The sequence below is a fragment of the Candidatus Accumulibacter phosphatis genome, assembly GCF_000024165.1.
Classification (GTDB): Bacteria; Pseudomonadota; Gammaproteobacteria; order Burkholderiales; family Rhodocyclaceae; genus Accumulibacter; species Accumulibacter phosphatis.
Genome location: NC_013194.1, coordinates 918,678 through 939,609, shown reverse-complemented (window position 1 = coordinate 939,609; position 20,932 = coordinate 918,678). Strand labels below are relative to the sequence as shown.

21 protein-coding genes are annotated in these 20,932 nt (G+C 64.8%); 15 read left to right on the top strand and 6 right to left on the bottom strand.

All coding sequences use genetic code 11. The annotated features are described in order from the left end of the window. Window positions 1-7: 7 nt before the first annotated feature. The 3 genes from xth (at window position 8) to CAP2UW1_RS04070 (ending at window position 1,748) form a co-directional block, all read left to right on the top strand. A complete protein-coding gene (gene xth, locus CAP2UW1_RS04080; protein ID WP_015765406.1) occupies window positions 8-775 on the top strand; it encodes an exodeoxyribonuclease III in 768 nt (255 codons plus the stop codon). After that, a complete protein-coding gene (locus CAP2UW1_RS04075) occupies window positions 775-1,452 on the top strand; it encodes a Crp/Fnr family transcriptional regulator (protein ID WP_015765405.1) in 678 nt (225 codons plus the stop codon). Before xth ends, CAP2UW1_RS04075 begins: the two co-directional genes overlap by 1 nt. Before the next feature lie 98 nt (window positions 1,453-1,550). Continuing rightward, window positions 1,551-1,748 carry a YgaP family membrane protein gene (locus CAP2UW1_RS04070; RefSeq protein ID WP_015765404.1) on the top strand — a complete coding sequence of 66 codons (198 nt, stop codon included), beginning with the start codon at window positions 1,551-1,553 and terminating at the stop codon, window positions 1,746-1,748. 48 nt (window positions 1,749-1,796) lie between these two features. On the opposite strand, the gene rsmA is transcribed toward CAP2UW1_RS04070, so the two are convergent. The 4 genes from rsmA to lptD are packed head-to-tail and all read right to left on the bottom strand — an operon-like array spanning window position 1,797 to window position 7,909. Continuing rightward, window positions 1,797-2,579 carry a 16S rRNA (adenine(1518)-N(6)/adenine(1519)-N(6))-dimethyltransferase RsmA gene (gene rsmA / locus CAP2UW1_RS04065; protein ID WP_015765403.1) on the bottom strand — a complete coding sequence of 261 codons (783 nt, stop codon included), beginning with the start codon at window positions 2,577-2,579 and terminating at the stop codon, window positions 1,797-1,799. A gap of 8 nt (window positions 2,580-2,587) precedes the next feature. Continuing rightward, window positions 2,588-3,601, bottom strand: coding sequence for a 4-hydroxythreonine-4-phosphate dehydrogenase PdxA (gene pdxA, locus CAP2UW1_RS04060; protein WP_015765402.1), 1,014 nt, complete (start codon window positions 3,599-3,601; stop codon window positions 2,588-2,590). Beyond that, a complete protein-coding gene (locus tag CAP2UW1_RS04055) occupies window positions 3,598-4,908 on the bottom strand; it encodes a peptidylprolyl isomerase (protein WP_015765401.1) in 1,311 nt (436 codons plus the stop codon). The genes pdxA and CAP2UW1_RS04055 overlap by 4 nt, the downstream gene beginning before the upstream one ends. 7 nt (window positions 4,909-4,915) lie before the next feature. Beyond that, window positions 4,916-7,909: an LPS assembly protein LptD gene (gene lptD, locus CAP2UW1_RS04050; RefSeq protein WP_015765400.1), complete on the bottom strand. Its 2,994-nt coding sequence runs from the start codon at window positions 7,907-7,909 to the stop codon at window positions 4,916-4,918. Window positions 7,910-8,022: 113 nt separating this feature from the next. Between lptD and CAP2UW1_RS04045 the strand changes: the two genes are divergently transcribed. The 12 genes from CAP2UW1_RS04045 (at window position 8,023) to hemF (ending at window position 19,719) form a co-directional block, all read left to right on the top strand. Continuing rightward, on the top strand, window positions 8,023-9,066 hold the full coding sequence (locus CAP2UW1_RS04045) for an aminoglycoside phosphotransferase family protein (protein WP_015765399.1): 1,044 nt from the start codon (window positions 8,023-8,025) through the stop codon (window positions 9,064-9,066). Beyond that, complete coding sequence (murU, locus tag CAP2UW1_RS04040; RefSeq protein WP_015765398.1) at window positions 9,066-9,761, top strand: N-acetylmuramate alpha-1-phosphate uridylyltransferase MurU; 696 nt, start codon at window positions 9,066-9,068, stop codon at window positions 9,759-9,761. Before CAP2UW1_RS04045 ends, murU begins: the two co-directional genes overlap by 1 nt. After that, window positions 9,758-11,065, top strand: coding sequence for an aminopeptidase P N-terminal domain-containing protein (locus tag CAP2UW1_RS04035; RefSeq protein WP_015765397.1), 1,308 nt, complete (start codon window positions 9,758-9,760; stop codon window positions 11,063-11,065). The genes murU and CAP2UW1_RS04035 overlap by 4 nt, the downstream gene beginning before the upstream one ends. Next, the gene (locus CAP2UW1_RS04030) at window positions 11,058-12,212 is read left to right on the top strand and encodes an FAD-dependent oxidoreductase (RefSeq protein ID WP_015765396.1); all 1,155 of its coding nucleotides are present in this window, start codon (window positions 11,058-11,060) and stop codon (window positions 12,210-12,212) included. Before CAP2UW1_RS04035 ends, CAP2UW1_RS04030 begins: the two co-directional genes overlap by 8 nt. A 115-nt stretch (window positions 12,213-12,327) precedes the next feature. Beyond that, a complete protein-coding gene (minC, locus tag CAP2UW1_RS04025) occupies window positions 12,328-13,110 on the top strand; it encodes a septum site-determining protein MinC (protein ID WP_015765395.1) in 783 nt (260 codons plus the stop codon). A 102-nt stretch (window positions 13,111-13,212) separates the two neighbouring features. Further along, a complete protein-coding gene (gene minD / locus CAP2UW1_RS04020; RefSeq protein ID WP_015765394.1) occupies window positions 13,213-14,034 on the top strand; it encodes a septum site-determining protein MinD in 822 nt (273 codons plus the stop codon). Window positions 14,035-14,036: 2 nt separating this feature from the next. Beyond that, window positions 14,037-14,303, top strand: coding sequence for a cell division topological specificity factor MinE (gene minE / locus CAP2UW1_RS04015; protein WP_015765393.1), 267 nt, complete (start codon window positions 14,037-14,039; stop codon window positions 14,301-14,303). Between the two features lie 134 nt (window positions 14,304-14,437). Continuing rightward, window positions 14,438-15,490, top strand: a complete 1,053-nt coding sequence (dusB, locus tag CAP2UW1_RS04010) for a tRNA dihydrouridine synthase DusB (protein WP_015765392.1) — start codon at window positions 14,438-14,440, stop codon at window positions 15,488-15,490. Continuing rightward, complete coding sequence (locus CAP2UW1_RS04005; RefSeq protein ID WP_015765391.1) at window positions 15,487-15,732, top strand: helix-turn-helix domain-containing protein; 246 nt, start codon at window positions 15,487-15,489, stop codon at window positions 15,730-15,732. The genes dusB and CAP2UW1_RS04005 overlap by 4 nt, the downstream gene beginning before the upstream one ends. Before the next feature lie 45 nt (window positions 15,733-15,777). Beyond that, a complete protein-coding gene (gene purH / locus CAP2UW1_RS04000) occupies window positions 15,778-17,343 on the top strand; it encodes a bifunctional phosphoribosylaminoimidazolecarboxamide formyltransferase/IMP cyclohydrolase (RefSeq protein ID WP_015765390.1) in 1,566 nt (521 codons plus the stop codon). A 101-nt stretch (window positions 17,344-17,444) separates the two neighbouring features. Further along, the gene (purD, locus tag CAP2UW1_RS03995) at window positions 17,445-18,725 is read left to right on the top strand and encodes a phosphoribosylamine--glycine ligase (protein WP_015765389.1); all 1,281 of its coding nucleotides are present in this window, start codon (window positions 17,445-17,447) and stop codon (window positions 18,723-18,725) included. Between the two features lie 76 nt (window positions 18,726-18,801). After that, window positions 18,802-19,719 (top strand): oxygen-dependent coproporphyrinogen oxidase, encoded by a 918-nt coding sequence (gene hemF / locus CAP2UW1_RS03990; protein WP_015765388.1) that lies wholly within the window; start codon window positions 18,802-18,804, stop codon window positions 19,717-19,719. Here the strand turns inward: hemF and CAP2UW1_RS03985 are convergent. Together CAP2UW1_RS03985 and CAP2UW1_RS03980 are read right to left on the bottom strand one after the other, a co-directional pair. After that, window positions 19,686-20,669 carry a heme biosynthesis HemY N-terminal domain-containing protein gene (locus tag CAP2UW1_RS03985; protein WP_015765387.1) on the bottom strand — a complete coding sequence of 328 codons (984 nt, stop codon included), beginning with the start codon at window positions 20,667-20,669 and terminating at the stop codon, window positions 19,686-19,688. The two genes, hemF and CAP2UW1_RS03985, sit on opposite strands and share 34 nt — an antisense overlap. Continuing rightward, window positions 20,666-20,860, bottom strand: a complete 195-nt coding sequence (locus tag CAP2UW1_RS03980) for a hypothetical protein (RefSeq protein WP_015765386.1) — start codon at window positions 20,858-20,860, stop codon at window positions 20,666-20,668. The genes CAP2UW1_RS03985 and CAP2UW1_RS03980 overlap by 4 nt, the downstream gene beginning before the upstream one ends. Between the last annotated feature and the right edge of the window lie 72 nt (window positions 20,861-20,932).

Here is a 20,932-nt window from a genome sequence, read left to right as displayed (position 1 = left end):
GAGCCACATGAAAATTGCCAGCTGGAACGTCAACTCGCTCAAGGTCCGCCTGCCGCAACTTCTCGACTGGCTGGCGGCGGAGCAACCCGACATCGTCTGCCTGCAGGAAACGAAGCTCGAGGACCATGCCTTCCCGCAGCAGGAGGTCGAGGCCGCGGGTTATCACGTCGCCTTCTCGGGGCAGAAGACCTACAACGGCGTTGCCCTGCTGGCGCGCGAGTCGCCGAGCGATGTCGTTTGTGGCAACCCGCTCCATGCCGATCAGCAGAAACGGCTGGTCGCTGCGACGATCGGCGGAATCTGCGTGGTCTGTGCCTATGTACCGAATGGCCAGGCCGTCGGCAGCGACAAGTACGCCTACAAGCTCGCATGGCTGGATGCGCTGACCCGCTGGCTCAAGGGTCGACTGGCCGCCAATCCACGGCTGGTGGTGGCTGGCGATTTCAACATTGCCCCGGAAGACCGCGACGTGTACAACCCGGCGGCCTGGGCCGGCCAGATCCTGTGCTCCGCACCCGAGCGAGCGGCCTTCCAGCGCCTGCTGGACCTCGGGCTGAAAGACAGCTTCCGGCTCTTCGAGCAGCCCGAGAAGAGTTTTTCCTGGTGGGACTACCGGATGCTCGGCTTCCAGAAGAACCAGGGGCTGCGGATCGATCACATCCTCCTTTCCGAGCCGCTTGCCGGAATCTGTACGGTGGCCGGGATCAACCGCCACATGCGCAAGCTGGAGCGGCCGTCGGACCACGCCCCGGTAACCGCCGAACTGACCGCTTGATGAACACACCGCCGGAGGACTTCGCGCACTCGCTGCTCGTTCTCTATCCGGCGCTGCGCTCACTTCCCGCCGACCAGCTCGCGGCGCTCTGCCAGGCAACTGCCTTGCGGACCCTGCCAGCCGGTGCACAGCTATTCACCGAGCAGGAGAACTGCCTGGGCTTCCCGCTGATTCTCGCCGGCACGATCAAGGTCGTGAAGAGCACGGCCGCCGGACGCGAGATGCTGCTCTACCGGGTCGAGCCGGGGGGCTCGTGCATCATCACCTCGAGCTGTCTGCTCGGCCACAGCCCCTATTCGGCACGCGGGGTCGCCGAGACGCCATTGTCTCTGCTGATCTTGCCTGGTTCTCTGTTCGAGCGACTGCTCGCCGGCAACTCGCTGTTCAGAGGTTTCGTCTTCCATCTTTTCGCCGAACGTATCGCGGAACTCATGCAACTGGTCGAGGAAGTCGCCTTTCACCGCCTCGACCAGCGCCTGGCGAAGCTGCTGCTCGCCAGGGGAACCAGCATTCGTACCACCCACCAGGCACTGGCCGAAGAACTGGGCAGTGTGCGCGAGATCGTCAGCCGTCTGCTCAAGGGTTTCGCCGAACAGGGACTGGTAACGCTCGGCCGCGAGCAGATCAGCGTAATCGACCGGCAAGGCCTCAAGGAGCTGGCAGACAACAGGCGGTGACACGCACCCACCACGGACTGTGTGACCCCGGTTACATACAGGGCCAGCACCCTCGCGTATTCTGGCACCATCATTCACAACCCTTGATGGAGTCAATCATGAAAACCAACGTCGGTGGAATCGACAAGATCCTGCGCATCGTCGTCGGCATCGCCCTCATCGCGATGGCCGCCATGGGCATCGTTGGTGCCTGGGGATGGGTCGGCGTGGTCCCGCTGCTCACCGGCCTGTTCGGAACCTGCCCCGCCTACACGCTGCTTGGCCTGAATACCTGCCCGCTCAACAAGAACGGCTGAGATCAGGCCGCTCCGGACTCGCTGCGTGCCGCATGCCGAACGGCACGCCTAAGCGGTCTTCAGGCTGTTGGCCAGGCGAACGTAGTCGTCAACCGACAGGTCCTCGGCCCGACAAGTCGGGGAGACGCCGAACTCGGCGAGACGCGCCTCCCCGACCAGGCTCTTCAGACTGTTGCGCAGCATCTTGCGGCGCTGCGCAAAGGCCGTGGCGACCACTGCCGCGAACTGCGCCTCGTCGTCCGCCGCCAGGTCTCCGGCGAGCCGAGGAATCAGGCGAACTACCGCCGAGTGTACCCTTGGCGGGGGATTGAACGACTCGGGGGGCACCTCGAGCAGCCATTCCATCACGAAGCGATACTGCAGCATCACCGACAGCCTGCCGAAGTCACCACTGCCCGGCGCCGCTACCATGCGCTCAACGACTTCCCTTTGCAGCATGAAGTGCATGTCGCGCACGCCGTCGCCGAAACCGGCAAGATGAAAGAGCAGCGGCGTCGAAATGTTATAGGGGAGATTGCCGACGATCCGCAGCTTGGCCCCGGCCTCGGCCGCCAGGCGTCCGAAGTCGAACGCCAGCGCATCGCCGGCGTGAATGCTCAGCCTCTCCGCCGAATACGCCGCGCGCAGCCGGGCGACCATGTCGCGGTCGATCTCGACCACATGCAGGTGATCGAGCCGCCTCAACAGCGGGTCGGTCAGCGCCGCCAGCCCCGGACCGATCTCGACCACCAGGTCGCGGCGCTGCACCGCGACGAGATCGACGATGCTGTCGATGATCTGTCGATCGACCAGGAAGTGCTGGCCAAAGCGCTTGCGCGCGACATGCGGCATGCTCCGCCTCAGATCCCGCCGCCGGCGCGCGCCGCCATCTCGATCGCCTGCTCGACGGCAACGAAAAGGCTGCCGGGATCGGCTTTGCCGCTACCTGCCAGATCGAGCGCGGTTCCGTGATCGACCGAGGTGCGGATGATCGGCAGACCCAGGGTAACGTTGATGCCGTGACCGAAACTCGCATACTTGAGGGCCGTCAGACCCTGATCGTGGTACATGGCCAGAACGCAGTCACCCCTTGCCAATACCGAAGGAGAAAACATCGTATCGGCCGGCAGCGGCCCAAGCAGTGTCATCCCGGCCTCTGCACGCAGACGTTCGAGCACCGGCGAAATGACGTCGATTTCTTCGTGGCCCAAATAGCCGCCCTCGCCGGCATGCGGATTGAGACCGGCGACCAGAATACGCGGCTGCGCTATACCGTACTTCTTCCCCATCTCGCAGTGCAGGATGCGCAGCGTTTCTTCAACCGCAGCGCAGGTCACGGCAGCCGGCACATCGCGAAGCGGCAGATGCGTCGTCACCAGAGCTACCCGTAGCCCACCGCCAGCCAACATCATCACCACACGGGGCGTTGCCGTATGTTCCGCCAGGTACTCCGTATGTCCCGTGAAGGGAATGCCGGCATCGTTGATCACCCCTTTGTGGACCGGTGCGGTAACCATCGCGGCAAACTCACCACTCCGGCAACCGGCGAGCGCCCGATCAAGCAAGGCCAGCACGTAGCGCGCATTGGCCGGATCCAGCAGACCGGGACAAGCCCTGGCGGCCAGCGGCAGATGGATGACGTCGAGGACACCGGCTTGCGGCGAACTGGCGGGATGCCAGTCGCGGAAAACGACGGACAGATTCAGCGCCGCAGCGGTCTCGACCAGCAAGGAACGATCGGCGAGGACGACGAGCCGCGCCGGCAACGGCTGCGCGCGCACGCGCTCAAGCAGGCGCAGACAGATCTCTGGGCCAACGCCGGCCGGCTCGCCGCTCGTGATGGCAATGGCCGGCAACGGCCCATGGTGGCTCAACGCTCGTCCAGCCGGAGTTCGACGTAGGCCCGGTCGCGCGTCTGGCGCAGCCAGTCCTGATAGGCCTCGTCACGCTTGCGTTCGCGCAGCACCTGCCGTGCGCCGGCGCGTTGGCGGTCACTCGAAACATCCTGGACGCGCCTTTCGAGGACCTCGATGAGATGAAAGCCGAACGGCGACTGAACCGGCTCACTCACCTCACCAGGCGCCAGGAGATTCATCGCCCGCTCGAACTCGGGAACCGTATCGCCAGGGTAGACCCAGCCCAGGTCGCCTCCCTTGGTCGCTGAGCCGTCCTGCGAAAAAAGCTTGGCCAACTCGGCAAAGCTCTCCCCGTGCTTGATCCGTTCGCGCAGACCCTCGAGTTTGTGCCGCGCTTCGGATTCGGAGACGACTTCGTTAACCTTGATCAGGATGTGGCGTGCGTGCGTCTGCTGCACTGCCGCCAGCGTGCCGCCACCGCGCTTGGCCACCAGCTTGATCAGATGGAAGCCGTTCGAGCTGCGCAGCAGCGGCGACACTTCGCCAACCTTCAGCGTGGCAGCGGCCTCGGCAAAGAGCGGCGGCAGGCGATCGAGCGAACGCCAGCCGAGATCGCCGCCTTTGAGACCATCGGGGGCGTCCGAATAGGCGGCAGCGAGCTGCGCGAACTCCTCACCCTTGCGTACACGTTCGGCCACCTGCTCGCCCTTGGCACGAAGCTTCTGGATCTGCTCCGGACTCGCCGACTCGGGAGAACGGAGCAGGATGTGCGCCAGATTAAATTCCTCAACCGCGCCGCCTTGTCCCGACGCACCGGCCAGATAGTTGTCGATTTCGCCTTCCGAAATGAAGATCTTGCTCTCCACTTCGCGTTCGCGCACACGTGCGATCGTCATTTCCCCGCGAATCTCCTCGCGAAAACTCGCGAACGCAATCCCGTCCTTTTCCAGCGCTGCACGGAACTGGGCCAGCGACATCTTGTTGCCGGCCGCAATGCGCTGCAGCGCCTGCTCGAGTTGCGCATCGTCCACGCGCACACCCATGTCGCGCGCCTGCTGCAGCTGCACCTTGTCGATGACCAGGCGTTCGAGCATCTGTCTTTCGAGCACGTCGCGCGGCGGCAATTGCGTTCCCTGTCGCTGCAACTGCGCCAGCGCGCCATCAAGGCGAGTACGCAGTTCGTGCAACGTGATCACCTCGTCATTGACCACGGCAACGATACGATCGACAGGGATCGGCTGAGCGAGGGGTCGAGAAGCGGTCTGCGCCAGCACCACCCCGACCAGACAGGACATGAGCAGCATGCCGCGAAGGAGAAGTATCATCTTGAACCTACTGTTCCGCCAAGCCCTGATCAGCCATCGGCCGCGCCAGGCTGTAGCCGGGAATCCTCCGCTGCAGCACACTCAGCGGACTTGAGCCAACGCGCCCCAGATCGCTCAACTCGAGTTGCACGAAAAACTGCGTGACCGAGTCTGCCTGGGTCGTCTGGATGCGGTGACCCACCGCACGCACGGCCCAGCAGCCGGCGTTGTACTCGAGACCGCCAATGATCTCGACGGGAGTACCACCGGTGCTGGTAACGCTGGTCGTTGTGCCACTGCCGGATGTGTCGTTCTTGAAGGCGTACGTGTAGCGACCAAGCGCCTGCCAGCGGCTGCTGATCGGCCACTGGCCGGACAGGTCGAACTCGTTGATCGGCGTTGCGGCGTCGATGTTGTACCGGTAGGAGGCATTTAGCACCTTGCCCGGCCCCGGCAGGTAACGTGCGCCGACCGCGTAGCGCTGAAAGTCCTGATCGCCGAGGTCGTACTGCAGCGCCGCGTCCAGGTACACCTTCGGCAGCACCTGGCCACTGAAGGCAGCCAGGAAGTCGGACTTGTCCCACTTGCGGGTGGTCGTGCCCGGCAGTACCACCCTGTCGTCAGTGAAGTAGAAAATTTGCCCGATCATTCCGCGCATGATCTCGCCGCCGTTCGACGGATCGATCAGACGCGACGACACTGCAGCCGTCACCTGATTGGCGTTGTTGATGCGATCCCAGCCGGAAAACTGGTTGTCGGCAAAAATCTGCGCAAAGTTGAAGTCCGCCAGCGCCGTATCGAAAATTGGAATGTCGTTCTGGTTCTTGTACGGAATGTTCAGGTAGAAGAGGCGCGGTTCGAGAGTCTGCGTGTAGTCACGACCGAACCAGTTGCTGGGCCGCTCGAACGTCATTCCTGAGTCAACGCTGAAGATCGGCAGCGTGCGATTGATCGAGTTGGGCAGCACACTGCCGGCAACGGGATCCGACAAGGAGTAGTGCGTGACATTGACACCCACCCGCGGTATCACGTACCACCCCGGCGTCACGAAGGGCAGGGAAACCTGCGGCTGCGCTACGGTGCGTTGTCCTTCGACCTGGTTCGTATTCGGACTGACGAACGAGGTATATTGTCCGAAAAAGGCGCTGTCGGTGAAGTACAGATCCGGCTGCCGCGCATTGACGGTGATCTGCGGCAACAGGCGATAAGGCTTGGTGACCGGGTTCTGCGGGTCGGGCTGCAGCGTCTGGTAGGTCTGCACATTGGCCGTCGCCGTCCACCACCCGGCGCCGCCATATGACAACATGCCCTGCTGCAAGAGTTGCGTCTTCGAAGTACTGGAGATCTGACTCGACAGGTCGGTGTAGTAGTCGTTGTCCGATACCCGGTTGTAGTTGACGAGCCCGGAGAAACCGTTGGCCATGGTCTGGCTATGCGACAGGGCGACCCCCCAGCGATCGATCTTGGCTTCCCGGTCGTTCGGCAGGTATTCGACCACATCCGTGCCGCTGTAGGTTCCGCCATACGCGGCGTTGAGATAGCGGAACTCGGTACCGAGCTGTATCCCGCGCTTGGTCAGAATCCGCGGCTCGATGGTCGCGTCCATGTTCGGCGCGATGTTCCAGTAGTACGGCACCCTGACCTCGACCCCACTGTCGCTGGTCGATCCATAGGAAGGCGTCAGGAAACCCGACTTGCGCTCGTTGTTGAGCGAAAACGACACCCAGGGCGAATGGAGGATCGGCACACCGAGAAAGTGGATGGTCGCATCATGGCCCGTGGCAATGTCATTGTCGTAGTCGAGTTTCAAGTCGGCAGCGCTCAGGTGCCAATCGTCGTTACCCGGCTTGCAGGTCGTATAGGTTGCGGAAGTCAGAAGAAACTGATTCTCACCTTCGAGGTCGATGCGCTCCGCCTCACCACGCCCCTCAGTGACTTCGTTGTCCGGTTTCTTGAGCTTGACCCGGGTCTGCCCCGGCTTGATGGCCATCACCCGTGGCGCGGCGAAACCCGTGTTCGGCTCGTCGCCCGACTGCGGCACCTCCCAGCGCGGGTCGGCCAACCCACCCGCCGGTACCCCCGACTGCCGTTTCAGGAAATACGACGCCTGCTCGACGAAGCCGACCTGATCCTCGATCTTGAGGCGCATCTTGGGACCCGCAATGACATCGTCGCCCTGCTGGAGGCGGGCGCTACCGACCGCTTCGACCTCGTCTTCGACCGGCCAATAGGTCAGTCGATCGCCGGTCAACACGGTACCCACCTTGCGCAACTCCGCATCGCCATCAGCGACGAGTTCCCGATCGACGACACCGGAAAGCCGCTGGGCACTCAGGAACGCCGGTCGCGGCACACTGCCCTCCTTCGGCGGAGGCACCATCGTCCTGGCCATCCGCAACAACAGGGGCAGGTCATCGGACATCGCCTGTTCAGCCCCGGCCAGCGCGGCGGCCGGCGGCTCGACGCGCGCCGCGACCGCTGAGTCGACCGGCAGCGTCTGGAGCTCAGCGGGTGCGGGCGGCGAATCCGGCTGACGCGCCTGCGGCGTGGGCGAAGGCGGACTCCCGGGCGAAGCCGAGGCGGCCGGCGCAGCGCTGCCGATTGACGGCTTGGCTACCGCAGATTCCGCCTGTGCCGGAGGCGTCGCGGCCCTTGGCGTCTGCTGCGGCTGCGCCACGGTGGCTGGCTCCGCCGCTGGTCGGGCTGTAACGGCTGGCGGTGGCGCTTGTTGAACGACCGCTGCCGGCCGGGCCTCGCGAGCCGCGGCGGCGGCCGGCGGTGCTGGCAGCGGCCGCGTTTCGACACTGACCTCCTCCACCGGTCTGGCCTCGGCCCCCGGCCGGTCCGCCGGTGCCGCCACCGGCGGTCGATCCACCTTGATTGGCGGCAAGCCGAGCAGGGCAGGATCGACACGGAACAAAGCCGGCGGTTGCGCCTCTACCTGGCCCGCGAAACCGGCAGCCAGCGTGCCGGCACAGCAGAAGATCAGGGTGAGCGGCTTGGGCCGGTAGGGACACGTCATTCCGTAGAGGTCAGAGTAGAGTACTGCAGGTGGTTGTCCCCGGCGGCGGTTTGGCCGGCGGGTCGGATGGTAAAATCACGCCATTTTAGCATCATCGCCCAAGGAGAAGCGGCATGCCGCGTACCGCCCTGTTGCGTGACTGGATCCATGAAATGCTGTCGCCGCGCTTCCCCGGACAGGAGATCGGCCTCGAACCCGCTTCGGCTGACGCGAGCTTTCGACGTTACTTTCGGGTCAGCCTGCCGGATGGAGGCACGCGCATCGTCATGGACGCGCCGCCCGACAAGGAGGACTGCCGCCCCTTCCTGAAGGTCGCCAGCTTGTTCGGCGTGGCGGGCGTGCATGTCCCGGAAGTGCTCGCTCAGGATCTTGAACAGGGGTTCCTGCTTCTCTCGGACCTCGGCGGCACGACCTACCTGAGTGCCCTGCAGGACAGAACGACGGCGCCCCGACTCTATGGCGATGCCAACAGCGCCCTCGTGGCCATCCAGCTGGCCAGCCGGCCCGGAGTCCTTGCCAACTACGACCGCCGGCTGCTGGACCATGAACTGGCGCTCTTCCCCGACTGGTACCTGACACGCCACCTTGGCCTGACGCTCGACGAGCAGACAAAGCAGACCCTGCAGACGGCCTTTGCCGCGATCCTCGCCAACAACCTGGGGCAGGCGCAAGTCTTCGTGCATCGCGACTACCACTCGCGCAACCTGATGCTCGTCGACGGCGACGCACCCTCTGCGTCTGCCGGCTTCCCGGCCAACCCGGGTATTCTCGATTTCCAGGACGCCGTGTACGGCCCGCTCACCTACGACCTCGTCTCGCTCTATCGCGACGCCTACATCGACTGGCCGGAAGATCAGGAACTCGACTTCGTGATCCGCTACTGGGAAGCCGCGCGGCGCGCCGGACTGCCGGTGCCGGCGGACTTCCACGACTTCTACCGGGATTACGAATGGATGGGAGCGCAGCGCCAGCTCAAGGTACTCGGTATTTTCGCCCGCCTCTGTCACCGCGACGGGAAGACCGACTACCTTGGCGACATGCCGCGCGTGCTGGGCTATCTACGCCGGACCTGCCAGCGCTACCACGAGCTGCGGCCGCTCGCCAGACTCCTCGACCGCATCGAGAACCGCCAGGTCGACCTCGGCTACACCTTCTGATGAAAGCCATGATCCTCGCCGCCGGTCGCGGCGAACGTCTGCGGCCACTCACCGACACGACGCCGAAGCCCCTGCTGCGGGCCGGCGGCAAGCCGTTGATCGTCTGGCACCTGGAGCGGCTCGCGGCAGCCGGATACCGCAATGTCGTCATCAACCACTCGCATCTCGGCGAACAGATCGTCGCGACGCTCGGCGACGGGAACGCCTACGGCCTGCACATCACCTACTCGCCGGAACCCGCGGGAGCGCTGGAGACCGCCGGCGGCATCGCCGCGGCGCTGCCGCTGCTCGGCGACCGGGCGTTCCTGGCGATCAATGGCGATGTCTGGTGCGACTGGGACTTCGCCGCCGCGCCACGGCTGGCGGACACCCTCGACCCGCAGCGCGCCGCCCATCTGGTTCTCGTCGACAATCCGTCACACCATCCCGGCGGCGACTTCTGCCTGGCCGGAAACATCGTCCGGTATGCGGCAAGCGACAGCGAACACACCCTCACCTACGCCGGCATCGGCATCTTCCGGCCAGACTTCTTCGCCGCCGTACAGGTCGGCGCGATGATGAAGCTGCGCCCACTGCTCGACCACGGAATAGCGCGTGGATTGATCCGCGGCGAGCGACACAGCGGTCGCTGGGTCGACGTCGGGACACCCGAACGTCTCGCCGAACTGGATAGGGAACTGGTGCCATCCTCATGAACCATCACCACTACGTCAGGCGCCGTCAGCAACTGCTGGCGCAAATCGGTGACGGTGTCGCCGTCATCCCCACGGCACCGGAGCGCGTGCGCAACCGGGACGCGCACTATCCCTACCGCTTCGACAGCTATTTCTGGTATCTCAGCGGCTTTCCCGAACCCGATGCGGTGATCGTTCTCGTCGGTGGCACGCAACCGAAATCGATACTGTTCTGCCGAGAAAAGAACGAAGAGCGCGAGACCTGGGACGGTTTCCGCTACGGACCCGAGACCGCGCGTCAGGCTTTCGATTTTTCCGAGGCGTATCCGATAGTCAGCCTCGAACGGATGCTGCCCGAACTGCTCGCCAACCGCAGCGCGCTCTGGCACTCGCTCGGTCACGACGCGGACTGGGACCAGCGAATCGCCGACGCACTGAATGCGGTGCGCGCCCAGAGCCGCAACGGCACGCGCGCACCAAACGAAATCCGCGACTTGCGGGGCGTTCTCGACCAGATGCGACTGACCAAGGATGCGCACGAGATCGACACCATGCGCCAGGCCGCGGACATCGCCTCGGCTGGCCACGTCCGCGCCATGCGCGCCTGCCGACCGGGAATGGCCGAATACGAACTCGAGGCCGAACTCGCCTATGAGTTTCGCCGACGCGGAGCCGACGGACATGCCTATACCCCAATCGTCGCCGGCGGTGCCAACGCCTGCATCCTGCATTACGTCGACAACAACAAGTTGCTGGCCGGCCATTCGCTGGTGCTCATCGATGCCGGCTGCGAAGTCAGCGGCTACGCTTCCGACATCACCCGCACCTTTCCCGTCGGCGGCCGTTTCAGCGCGGTCCAGCGCGAGGTCTACGAGATCGTCCTCGCCGCGCAGCAGGCGGCAATCGCCGCGGTGCGGCCCGGCGCCGCGTTCACCGACTATCACCTGGCCGCCCTGCGGGTTCTGACGCAGGGACTGATCGATCTCAAGGTGCTCACCGGCAGCGTCGATGGCGCGATCGAAAGCGAAGCGTACAAGCCCTGGTACATGCACCGCACCGGCCATTGGCTGGGCCTCGACGTACACGACGTCGGCGACTACAGAACCGGCGCCACCGACGACGACTGGGTCAGGCTGACTCCGGGAATGGCGCTGACCGTCGAACCGGGCCTCTACTTCCGCCCCGGGGAACCCGTCCCCAGGCATCTGCATGGCATCGCCGTGCGCATCGAGGACGACGTCTTCGTCAATGCCGACGGGTGCACGGTCTACACCAGTGCGCCACGGACCATCGCCGAGATCGAGGAGGTGATGCGCCATGACTGAGAGCAGCAGCCGGGTGGACATCGCCATCATCGGCGCCGGCCCGGTCGGCATGACTCTGGCACTGGCCCTCGCCGGTGGTCCGTACAGCGTCCTGCTGATCGACAATCGCCGGCGCGGCGCCTGGGAGACCGATCCGCGGGCCCTGGCGCTGTCACACGGTAGCCGACAACTCCTCGAACACCTCGGCGCCTGGAACGCCGGCGCCGGCACGCCGATTCGTTCGATCCATGTGTCGCAGCGCACCGGCTTCGGCCGCACGGTCATCGACGCCGACGACTATGACCTGCCGGCGCTCGGCTACGTGATGCGCTACCGCGACCTGGCCGCCACCCTCGCTGCGCGCATCGATCCGGCGCACTTGCTGAACGAGCACGCCCTGATCAGCCTGACGACCGGCGGCGAAGCTGCCGAAATCAGGCTGGCCGGCGACGGCGCTGAGCACGGCGTCGCCGCGCAACTCGTCGTGCATGCCGAAGGCACGCCGGGAGACGAGGCCGACGTCCGCGTCAGCGACTACCGGCAGCACGCCGTCGTTGCCGAAGTGCGCCCCGTCCCGGGGCACGCGCACCGCGCCTGGGAACGCTTTACGCCCGACGGTCCGCTCGCCCTGTTACCGCTTGGACAGGATTACTCGGTGGTGTTTACCGTACCGCCTGACAAGGCCAGGCAACTCCTTGCCCTCGACGAGTCTCCTTTTCTCGCCGCCCTGCGCGCCCAGTTCGGCGGTCGTCTCGATTTTGTCGCCAGCGGCGCGCGCGCCAGCTTCCCTTTGGCGCTACGCGTTCGCCGACAGGTCAGCGCTTCCCGCCAGGTATGGATCGGCAATGCCGCGCAAAGCCTGCACCCGGTCTCCGGCCAGGGCTTCAACCTCGGTCTGCGCGACGCGTGCGAACTCGCCGAGGCCTTGCTGGGCAAGACCGGTGGCGACGCCGGAGCTGCCGGAACGCTGGCCAGCTACGCCCGTGGGCGTCGCCTCGACCGCCAGGGAAGCATGGCATTTACCGACGGTATCGTGCGCCTCTTCTCCAACGACCTGGCGCCGCTGCGCTGCGCGCGCGGGCTTGGCCTGCAGGCGCTCGATCTCTTCCCGCCACTCCGGCACTTCGTCGCCAGGCGAATGATCTGGGGCGCCCGCGCCTGGCTGTAGTCCATCCGCACCGTTCGCGTGGCGCGATAGCGCCTGCCGCGTGTTTCGCTTTTGCCGCCGATTCGGCTAGACTTCGCGGCTTGCCAAATCCACGATCCACCTCGGTGAAGATTCCATGCCGCAAGCCAACAACAAGCTCCAGTTGATCGAATTCAAGGGAATCACGCTGCCTGTCGTCGCGGTCACCGTACGCTCCCTGCAGCCCGACGCCCTGGCCAAGGCCGCCAGCGCCCTGTTCGGCGACGACCCCTTCTTCGACGGCGACGCGGCAGTGCTCGAATTGTCGCAGCTCGGCGACCTGGCGGAAGCCGACTGGCCGCGCGTACACCGGGTGCTGAAACTGTATGGCCTGAACGTGATTGGCGTGCGCGGCGGGAGCGAGGAACTGCGCCAGACCGCCGCGGCGGTCGGCCTGCCGGCCTACGCCAGCGTACACCGCTCGCCCGCAACACCCGCCCCGGAAATGCCGCCCGCGCCACCACCTGCGGCCGAAGAACCGGTCGCCAACGCCGCACCGACGAGCGTCGGCAGCAGCGGGGTAAAGCCAACGCTGTTCGTCGACCGGCCACTGCGCTCGGGACAGCAGGTCTATGCACGTGGCGGTGACCTGGTGGTACTGGCCGCCGTCAACGCCGGCGCCGAAGTCATTGCCGACGGCAGCATCCACATCTATGCGCCCTTGCGCGGCCGCGCTCTGGCTGGCGCCAGCGGTGCCGAGGACGCGCGCATTCTCTGCACGCGCTTCGATGCCGAACTGGTATCGATCGCCGGGCTGTATCGGACATTCGATGCCGGCGTTCCAGCCGCGATGGCTGGCAAGCCCGTTCAGGTCCGACTGACGGAAAACACTGGCGACGATCCGGGAAGACTGCTCGTCGAGCCACTGAAGACCGACTGACGGCCCGGCAAGCGCCGGCACTACCCGCCGACGTCGCCGCCAAGTCAGCAGAAAGGCCAATCTGCAGGTAGAATCTCGGCTTTCACTTGCGGAGAACCACCGGTGACACGTATCGTCGTCGTAACGTCAGGCAAGGGCGGTGTCGGCAAGACCACCACCAGCGCCAGCTTCGCCTCGGGCCTCGCTCTGCGCGGCTACAAGACTGCGGTCATCGATTTTGATGTCGGCCTGCGCAACCTCGATCTGATCATGGGCTGTGAGCGGCGCGTCGTCTATGATCTGGTCAATGTGCTCAACGGCGAAGCGACACTCACTCAGGCTTTGATCAAGGACAAGCACTGCGATAACGGCAACCTGTTCGTCCTGCCCGCTTCGCAAACCCGCGACAAGGATGCGCTGACCGAGGAAGGTGTCGAGAAGGTTCTCAAGGAACTCGAACACATGGGCTTCGACTATGTCGTGTGCGATTCGCCGGCAGGCATCGAGCGCGGCGCGGTGATGGCTCTGACTTTCGCCGACGAAGCGCTGGTGGTCTCCAACCCGGAGGTGTCCTCGGTGCGTGACTCGGACCGCATCCTCGGCATCATCCAGGCGAAATCACGTCGCGCCCTGCTCGGCGGCGAGCCCGTCAAGGAACACCTGCTGATTACCCGCTACTCGCCGAAGCGCGTCAGCGATGGCGAGATGCTGTCGTACAAGGACGTCCAGGAGATCCTGCGCGTGCCGATCATCGGCGTCATTCCCGAATCGGAATCGGTGCTGCAGTCGTCGAATGCCGGGACGCCGGCAATCCATCTGGCCGGCAGCGACGTGGCCGGCGCCTACCTCGACGTCGTTGGCCGCTTCCTCGGCGAGAGCATCCCGCTGCGTTTCGTCGACTACGAGAAGCCCGGTCTCTTCAAGCGCTTTTTCGGGAGCAAGTGAGGATGTCGCTCTTCTCCCTCATCTTCGGCAACAAGCCCAAGACGGCAGCCATCGCCAAGGAACGCCTGCAACTGATCATTGCCCACGAGCGCAATGGCGGCACCAGCACGCCCGACTTCCTGCCCGCCCTGCAACAGGAGTTGATGACCGTCATCTCGAAGTACGTGTCGGTCAACGCGGAGGACATCAAGGTGTCGCTGGAGAAGCAGGGGAACTTCGAGGTGCTCGAGGTCAACATCGTGATGCCCGAGAAAGGCAGCAGAGCCTGAATAGGCGCCTGTCCTCCGGACCGCCATTGTCGCCGCCAGGCGGGGCACTGCCGGCAGGTCGGTACTGGCTGTTTTTCGCGTACCAATCGCGGTAGAATCCGCCTCTTGCCTTGCACCCTCCGGCACCGCACGCCATGGAATTTCTCGGTTTCTCGCTTCGCAACAACCTGTTTGTCGCACCAATGGCGGGTGTGACCGATCGTCCTTTCCGGCAACTGTGCAAGAAGATGGGCGCCGGCCTGGCGGTTTCCGAGATGGTGACGTCGAACTCGCTGCTCTATGGCAGCGCGAAGACGCAGCGCCGAGCCAGGCATGATGGCGAGGTGGCCCCGGTCTCGGTACAGATCGCCGGCGCCAGCCCGGCGATGATGGCGGATGCCGCACGCTACAACGTCGACCGCGGGGCGCAGATCATTGACATCAACATGGGCTGCCCGGCGAAGAAGATCTGCAACGTGATGGCCGGTTCCGCCCTGCTCCGGGACGAGTCGCTGGTTGCCCGAATCCTCGAAGCGGTGGTCACGGCCGTACCCGACACGCCGGTGACGCTGAAGATCCGGACGGGTTGGGACAAGACCAATCGCAATGCGTTGCGCATCCTGCAGATCGCCGAGCAGTCGGGAATCCGGGCCCTGGCGATGCATGGCCGCACGCGCGCGTGCGGCTACAGCGGCGCTGCTGAGTATGAAACGATTCGCGAGGTCAAGGCCGTCGCCCGCATTCCGGTCATCGCCAACGGCGATATCGGCTCGCCGGAAAAGGCCCAATTCGTGCTCGACCTCACCGGTGCGGACGCGGTGATGATCGGTCGCGCCGCGCAGGGGCGTCCCTGGCTGTTCCGTGAGATCGAGCACTTCCTGGAAAGCGGTACCCATCTGATGCCGCCGCGGGTCGGCGAAATCCGCGAGATTCTGCTCGGACACCTTGAAGATCTGTACGTCTTCTACGGGATCGAGACGGGAGTGCGCGTCGCGCGCAAGCATATTTCCTGGTACACCAAGGGCTTGCTCGGGTCGGCCGCTTTCCGCCACATGATGAACAAATTGCCCACCGTCGACCTGCAGCGGCAGGCGGTCGATGATTTCTTCAGCGCGCTCGCCGAAGACCACGAGCACCTCCCTTACCTGGCCGCCGCTGCCGAAGCGGCGGCATCTGGCGATGACAGCTTTGAGGAACTCGCCGCATGAAACAGAATAACGACGAACATGTCGCGGTTTGCGTCGGCAAGGCGCTCGAAAGCTACTTCGAGACGCTCGACGGCGAAAAGCCGGCAGCCGTTTATGAAATGGTGATCAAGATGGTCGAGCGCCCCATGCTCGAGGTCGTCCTCAAGCAGGCACGTGGCAACCAGACGCTTGCCGCCGAGATCCTCGGCATCAATCGCAACACGCTGCGCAAGAAACTGATCGATCACAAACTCATTGCCTGAACCCACTCACTGCCACAACCCCCGCCACCCACTCGCCTGCCTGCCATGAAAATCCGTCAAGCCCTGTTAAGCCTCTCCGACAAGAGTGGTGCCCTCGAATTCGCACGCGGCCTCGTCGCCCACGGAGTCACGCTGCTGTCCACTGGCGGCACCGCCAAGTTGTTGCGCGACGGCGGCCTGCCGGTTACCGAAGTCGGTGACTACACGGGTTTCCCGGAAATGCTTGACGGCCGCGTCAAGACCCTGCACCCGAAGGTGCACGCCGGTATCCTGGCGCGCCGCGATCTGCCCGAACACCTGGCGACGATCGCCGCCCACGGCATCCCGACGATCGATCTGGTGTGCGTCAATCTCTACCCCTTTCGCGAAACCGTTGCCAAGGCCGACGTCACACTGGCCGAGGCGATCGAGAACATCGACATCGGTGGTCCGGCGATGGTCCGTTCGTCGGCGAAGAACTATGCCGGTGTGGCCGTCGTGACCGATCCTGCCGACTACCCTGCACTGCTCGCGGAAATGGCCACCAACGCTGGTACCCTGAGTCTGAACACGCGCTTCGCACTCGCCAAGAAGGCGTTTGTGCACACCGCGCGCTACGACTCGGCAATCGCCAACTGGCTCACTGCACTCGACGAAGCCAGCCAGCCGCAGCCGTTCCCCGAACACCTGCAACTGGCCTTCGATCGCGTCGAGGCGCTCCGCTACGGCGAGAATCCGCACCAGCAGGCAGCCTTCTATCGCGACCCCGTGCCAACCACGGGTTCGATCGCCCACTACCGGCAGCTACAGGGCAAGGAACTCTCCTACAACAACATCGCCGACGCCGACGCCGCCTGGGAATGCGTGAAGACCTTCGCCACGCCGGCCTGCGTCATCATCAAGCACGCCAATCCTTGCGGCGTGGCAATCGACATCAATCTGCTCTCGGCTTATGAAAAAGCCTTCCAGACCGACTCGACATCAGCCTTTGGCGGCATCATCGCGTTCAATGGTACGGTCGATGGCGATGTCGTCGCGGCGATGAATACCCGCAAGCATTTCGTCGAAGTCTTGCTGGCTCCCGCTTTCACCGACGCGGCCCGGGAAATGCTGGCGGTCAAGCAGAACCTGCGCGTCCTTGAACTGCCGCTGGCCAGGATACATCACGCTTTCGAAATGAAGCGCGTCGGTGGCGGACTGCTGGTGCAGACACCCGACCGCTTCAACGTTCAGGCTGCCGACCTCAGGGTGGTGAGCAAAGTGGCGCCGAGCCAAGAGCAGGTGGCCGACCTGCTCTTCGCCTATCGTGTCGCCAAGTTCGTCAAGTCCAATGCCATCGTTTTCTGCGGCCGCGGCATGACTCTCGGCGTCGGCGCCGGCCAGATGAGCCGTGTGGACTCCACCCGCATTGCCGCCAGCAAAGCCCAGAGCGCCGGCCTCGACCTGACGGGCTCCTGCGTCGCTTCCGACGCCTTCTTCCCCTTCCGCGACGGGCTGGACGTGGTCGCCGCGGCAGGCGCCAAGGCCGTCATTCAGCCCGGCGGCTCGCTGCGCGACGAGGAGGTCATCAGCGCCGCCGACGAGCACGGCCTGGCGATGGTGTTTACGGGTGCGCGACACTTTCGGCATTGATCCGGTCAATGAGCGACGGCGCCCGATATACCGGGCATTGTGCCGCCGGTAGCGGAATGCGGCGCTCACTCCAACGATGATCTGGTGGTAAGGGAAGCAGAATGAAGTTACTGGTGATTGGCTCCGGAGGTCGCGAACACGCACTTGCCTGGCGCCTCGCGAAAACCCCAGGCCTGCAGAGAATCTTCGTCGCACCCGGTAACGCCGGCACAGCCCGGGAACGTGAACTCGAGAACGTCAACATCACCGATCCCCGCGCGCTTGCCGACTTTGCCGAGCAGGAACACGTGCTGCTGACTGTGGTGGGACCCGAGGCGCCCCTTGCCGACGGCATCGTCAACCTCTTCCGCGCCCGCGGCCTCAGGATTTTCGGCCCAACCAAGGAGGCCGCGCAACTCGAAAGCTCAAAGGACTTCGCCAAGCGCTTCATGGCCCGGCACAACATCCCGACAGCACGCTTTGCCACCTTCGCCGAGCGAGCCTCGGCGCACGCTTACATTGACCGGCATGGCGCACCGATCGTCATCAAGGCCGATGGCCTGGCCGCCGGCAAGGGGGTGGTCGTGGCCATGAGCCTCAAAGAGGCGCATGCAGCCATTGACACCATGCTCCCGGAAAAATGTGTCGCCGGACCGGGCGGAACGACCGTCGCGCGTGTCGTCATCGAGGAATACCTCGAAGGCGAGGAAGCCAGTTTCATCGTCATGGTCGACGGCAAGAATGTCCTCCCGCTCGCCTCGAGCCAGGATCACAAGCGCATCGGCGACGGCGATACCGGGCCCAACACTGGCGGCATGGGAGCGTACTCGCCGGCACCCGTGGTTACCCCCGAGGTACATGCGAGAACCATGCGCGAAATCATCCTGCCGACGGTCAGAGGCATGGCCGCCGACGGGATCCCCTATACCGGCTTTCTCTATGCCGGACTGATGATCAGCAAGGACGGGGCGGTCAGGACGGTCGAGTTCAACTGCCGCCTCGGCGACCCGGAAACACAGCCGATAATGATGCGCCTGAAGTCCGATCTCCTGACCCTGCTGGAGCACGCCGTCGCCGGCCGGCTCAACGAGGTGGAAGCAAGCTGGGATCGCCGAGTGGCGCTGGGCGTCGTCCTCGCCGCGGCCAACTACCCCGGCAAGCCGCGCACGGGCGACAGAATCACCGGCCTGCCGAAAGGTAGCGACGACAGCCATGTCTTCCATGCCGGCACGACCGACACGGATGGCCTGGTCCTTACCTCCGGTGGCCGCGTGCTGTGCGTCACGACGCTTGGCGACAACATCAAGCAGGCCCAGAAGCTCGCCTACGACACGATCGTCGGCATCCATTTCGACGGCATGCAGTATCGCCACGACATCGGCCATCGGGCTCTCAGCCGATGAGGGCAGGACAAGCCAGGCGTGCGGGTTGCCGCCGCGGCACGTCTTGCCACGCCATTCGCGTGCAGTCGTGGCGAAGATGATCGACCCGGCGCCACTCCGCGACTACTTTACCGGTTTGCAGACGCGCCTCGTCGCGGCCGCCGAGACCGTCGAGGGTGCGGACGGTGGCAGGTTTCGCGTCGACCCGTGGAGCAAGGAAGCCGACCAGGCGCTGGCCGGCCGCGGCTGCACCTGCGTCATCGAGGGTGGTCGCGTCTTCGAGCGCGGCGGCGTCGCCTTCTCGCACGTCCTCGGCGCCGCCCTACCGGCCTCGGCAACCGCCAAACGCCCCGAACTGGCCGGTTGCGCCTTCGAAGCGATGGGCGTTTCGCTGGTGCTGCACCCGGAAAACCCGTACTGCCCGACGGCGCACATGAACGTTCGCGCCCTGGTGGCGACGAAGACTGACCACGAACCCGCCTGGTGGTTTGGTGGCGGCATGGATCTGACTCCCTACTACCCCTTCGTCGAAGATGTCCGTCATTTCCACGCCACCTGCAGGCAGGCGCTGTTGCCCTTCGGCGGCGACACCTACGCGCGCTACAAGAAGTGGTGCGACGAGTACTTCTTCCTCAAACATCGCAATGAGCCGCGCGGCGTCGGCGGCGTTTTCTTCGACGACCTGAACGAGGGTGGCTTCGAACGCTGCTTCGGCCTGACGCGGGCCGTCGGTGACGCGTTTGCGGCAGCCTATCTGCCGATCGTCGAGAAGCGAAAGCGGCTGCCGTACGGCGAACGCGAACGCGATTTCCAGGCTTACCGGCGCGGCCGCTACGTGGAGTTCAATCTCGTCTGGGATCGCGGCACGCTTTTCGGCCTGCAGTCGGGCGGGCGAACCGAGTCGATCCTGATGTCGCTGCCGCCGGTCGTGAAGTGGCGATACGACTGGCAGCCCGAAGCCGGCACGCCCGAAGCTGCACTCTACGAGTTGCTGCCGCCACGCGACTGGGCGTGAGCCCGGCGAGACAGGACGGCGACGACCGGTGGCTCAGGCGAGTTGTTCGGCCGCTGCCCGGTAGTGCCGAACGGCTTCATCCGAACGGTCGGTCTGCTCGAAAAGACGCGCCAGTTCGAGCCGAACCGGGTGCTGATCGGCCAGCGCGAGGGAGGCCTCAAGATAGTTCTCGGCCTTTCCCCACAGCCGCTGCGACCGACAGAGACGGCCCGGTGCCAGCAACAATTGTGCGTCCCCAGGATGCTCGGGCAGCCATTTCTCGGCCCGTGCGTTAGCAGCGGTCGGATCATCGCCCCCCATCTGACCACAAAGCTGCACCAGCTCCGAATCCCAGCGAGCGGCCAGTTGGCGCATCCCTCCTGCGCCCGCAGTTCCAGCCGCAACGCCGCAATGTGCCGCCCGGTGAGACGCTGCAGACCTTGAAGGGTGATCAGCGCGGCCTCGAAGTCACCAGTGTCGAGGAACATCTCGGCTTCGAGCATCCATTGGGCCGACTCCAGCCGCGGATCGTCTCGCCTGACCCGCTCGAGCCAGGCCTTCTCCGTATCCGGTTCGCGCAACAGCGGTGCTGCGCGGGCAGCCAGCAGCGCCGCCAGGCCGGGCGAGTGAGCGGCAGCATGCGCTTCGCCGGCCTTCTTCAGAGCCCGCCCGAAACGCCCTTCGAAAAGCAGGCGCACGGCGTCGTCGAAGGCAATCGCCGCCTTCACCCGCCGACGACGTTCACGAAACGCCTGCACGCGATTCGGCAACGCGAGAGCCAGCCCGATCGCGCGCAGCAAACCGTACACCACTACGAAGATGCTGACGACGAGGAAAATCGCCAGATTGAGCGACACCTCGGCGCGATACGGCAGCAGGACACGAAGCAGATAACCCTCGTTGAAGCGTGCCGCCAGAGCGATACCGACCGCCAGCGCAAACAGCGCCAGCAGCCACGACAGCTTTGTCACCTGCCGTCCCTGCCCAGCCTGAAGGTCCCGATCGCCGCCAGGCTCTCGTTGAGAGTCGGGAGCTCAATACTGATCTCGGCATCCCGGTGGCGTGCCAGATCCTGGTACAACTGCTCGATCATCGCCCGCTGACTCTGCGATTCGGCGAGTATCGCCGCGAAGGCACCGAGTCTGCCCTGAACAACGGCCAATTATTCCTGCGCCTGCCTGGCCAAAGCACGGCTTTCGGCGTTCGCAGAGTCGCTTTCGGCCAGACGACGAGC